Consider the following 3,124-nt stretch of genomic DNA (forward strand, 5'->3'; position numbering starts at 1 on the left):
GCGGCCGTGTCCTCGAGGCGGCCTGAGGCCGAGGGCGTGGCGGGCGTCGTGCGGGTTGTGGCGGACGGCGGGACTGACGCGGCGGTGGATCATGCGGACCTGACCGAACCGGACCCGAGGCGCCGCCCTGTGATGCTAGGCGGTGGCCTAGCGGCTAGGGCAGTGGCTGAAATGGCAAGCCGTGGGCGCGCAGGCATGGCCGGAGATGACATTATCCCCCCTCCCCCTTATAATAGGGGGGATAATGTGCCCTGGGAGGGGGTGGATAACACCCACGGACAGGGCGGAGGGGCTGCGTCAGTAGACCCGACACGGGCCGTAGGACCGTATGGGGGAGCGGCGTTAGTGCGACCCCGTGACGAGACGAGAAGGGGGACGGATGATCCGTCCGGCATCGAGATGAGGAACCGCTGATGACCACGACACGCGACATCATGGGAGCGATCAGACAGGCCCCCAAAGCAGCAGCCCCGAAGCCGGGGCCGGTGCTGGGGGACAGGATGCAGTCGGGGAAGGAGGCGCTTTTCGGTGTCGTGCGACAGGCGCGCGATACCGGAAAGGCGATGGGTCTGGCCGAGCGGGTCACAGCGGGGGAGGCGGTGTCGGCGGGGACAGCGGCGACATATGCGGCGACCACAGCCCGGCGTATCGACCTGGATGCGGAAGGTGGCGGGCGGCTGATGGCTGGCGTGTCGGCAGCGTCATGGCATGCGACCAAAGCGGCGTTGCTGTGGGGGGCATCCCGGGCATGGCATCAGGAGATGCGGGCACAGGACGCTGCACAGCGGGCGGGTGATATGGGCAAGGCCATGACTCATGCCCGCCGCGCTCTGGCTGCTGCGTCTGCGGTCCAGTCGATCGAGGCTGCGGAGAGACCGGAGCCGACACAGCGCCGGGCATCGAAGAGGGCGAGCATTCCGGCAGCGAAGGACTGGCAGGCGAGGATCGTCGATGCTGCCACCCCAGCACAGCGGCCTGCGGTGGTGTTGCTGTGGGCGACTGGTTGCCGGCCTGCGGAGATCGGCAAGGGAGTGGACATAGGTCGTGATAATAAAGGGCGGCTGATGGTCGTGATCCCCGGTGCCAAGGTGCGCGAGGAGCATGGCGCTGGTCAGCCTGTCCGGCGATTGCTTATTGACGAGACGAGTCCCGCAGGTATCGCGCTTGCCGAGATCCTGGGTGATGCGGAGCGGCTGACGGTGAAAAGGGCTGCGACACGACTGAACAAGGATTTCGCTGACATTCGCCGAAAGGTCGGCGGCACAGCATCACCGTATTCGATGCGGCACCAAGTCGCCGCCGATCTGAAGGTGTCCATGGAAGCCGAGGACGTGGCAGCGGCGCTTGGGCATCGGGTGACGCGCAGCCAAACGCGATACGGGTCTACACGCCAGGCTAAAGGCGGATCGGCGATCAAGGCTGCGAAGGCGACTTTCCCTGTGAAGGAAACGAGGCCGTCAGCGCTTCAGCAGTCGGTCCCAGATCGAGAGCCGGGGCTGGGATAGACGCTCTGCCATCTCTCGCCACCTGTCGCGCTCCGCGATGGCGTCGGCCAGTCGGGCCTCTGCGACAGCCAGCCGTGCCAGCGTTTCTGGGGTGTCCGATGCGATGTCCACGGTATGACTTGGGGTAGGGGAGGGGGGTGTCTGGTCAGGGACCGGACGCTGACCAGACCATAACATCAGATCAGGCTCAGCGATACGCCATGCCCCCTTATTGTCGCGAATCGCCCGCAGTTCTCCGGTGGAGAGGGCACGCATAATCGTGGTGCGACCACATCCAACATGTGCTGCGGCGGCTTTCGGTGAAAAAAAAATTGGGCTGTCCTGGGTCATGCCCGGACGGTGACGGCCATGTGTCCTGCGGTCAATGCCGTCCCCGGTTTTTCTTGCGCGGCATAGCCGCGCCCCCGCTTCGCGGGCTATGTCGTTGAAGAAGAAAATTCGTTCCAGGAAAGGAAAAAGTGGCTGCGGCGGTTCGCCTTTCCATCACATTCGCGCCCTTTATTTCTTGCTGCCTGGGGGGGCAGCGGGGGGGGGCGTCTTGCAGTCTTTTGCCGCCGGCAAAAGACTGCAAGGACGCTTTGCACAGCATTGAAATGACAGAAAGAATGGGACTATAAATGGCGAAGGCCCCCGGAGGGAAACCGAGGGCCTTCTATGGACGAACGCACATGATTTCGCGGTCTACGCGTGCGTCCAAGTTACAGAGGGAATATACGCATGATCTCGCAAAGGATCAAGCTGCTGACCGCGCCCAGGATATGGCGCGGACATGTGGCGAGAGACTGATACCGGACCGCAAAATGCGGTGCCTTATGGCATCGAATCGCGGCCTTTCTCTGCGTCGGGGGAGGCCGGAACGGCCGGGGGCGGAGCCCCTCTTGATAACAATGCGAAATCGGTTGGCCGCTCGGATGATGAAAGCCCAGTAAAACAAGGGCGAATCCTCAATTTCCGGCATCAGCGACACGCGGCGGGGCTGCTCGGCGGCACGGCTCGCGTCGGCCTTTGCCGCTGGTCGGTGATCAGCCGACAGGCCGGGGTCGATGTGGTCATGTCGAGATACGGGGATGCGGCGGGGGTCTCGGCCCATTTTGAGGGCCTTCAGACCTGCGGCAGCGTCTGGGACTGCCCGTGCTGCTCGGCGCGGATATCGGAGACCAGGCGCGGCGAGATGAACGGCCTGTTGGCGTGGGCCAGGTCGGAGGGGTTCACGGTCCAGATGATCACGCTGACCGCCCGGCATGGCCGCCGTGACGCTCTAGCGGCGCTGCTGGACGGCATGAAGCGGGCAAAGCAGCGATGGGGGCAGCACCGCGCCTATAAGCGGCTCAAGGCGTTGATCGTTGGCAGCGTGACCGCGACCGAGGTGACGGGCGGCGGCGAGCACGGCTGGCACCCCCATTTTCACATGATCGTCGTGACTGTCGGCCCCGCCGATCTGGACGCGCTGCGGGATGCGTGGCTGTCGTCGCTGCGGTGGGCCGGGCTGGACGGAACCGGCGCGGGCTGGCGGGGGCAGGGCGCCCGCGCGGCGGGGGGGAACAGCACCAAAAGGGGGGGCGCCGGGGGGAGGACGGAGGGGGGACGGGAGGCGGGGGGGGGGCGGGGGCCACCACGAC

Annotated in this window: 2 protein-coding genes; both read left to right on the forward strand. The window is 65.5% G+C overall.

Annotated features, from left to right (window positions below):
- Positions 1 to 413: 413 nt before the first annotated feature.
- Positions 414 to 1,505: a site-specific integrase gene (locus CUN59_RS20875; protein WP_104389598.1), complete on the forward strand. Its 1,092-nt coding sequence runs from the start codon at positions 414 to 416 to the stop codon at positions 1,503 to 1,505.
- 769 nt (positions 1,506 to 2,274) lie between these two features.
- Positions 2,275 to 3,124, forward strand: an 850-nt coding sequence (locus tag CUN59_RS20885) for a protein rep (RefSeq protein WP_165790248.1), incomplete at its 3' end; no start/stop codon positions are given.

It is taken from the genome of Cuspidothrix issatschenkoi CHARLIE-1, from assembly GCF_002934005.1.
Lineage (GTDB): Bacteria > Cyanobacteriota > Cyanobacteriia > Cyanobacteriales > Nostocaceae > Cuspidothrix > Cuspidothrix issatschenkoi.

What these genes read in the sequence shown, in the direction of transcription:
- CUN59_RS20875 (WP_104389598.1), top strand. Translation starts at nt 414, where the DNA reads ATGACCACGACACGCGACATCATGGGAGCGATCAGACAGGCCCCCAAA.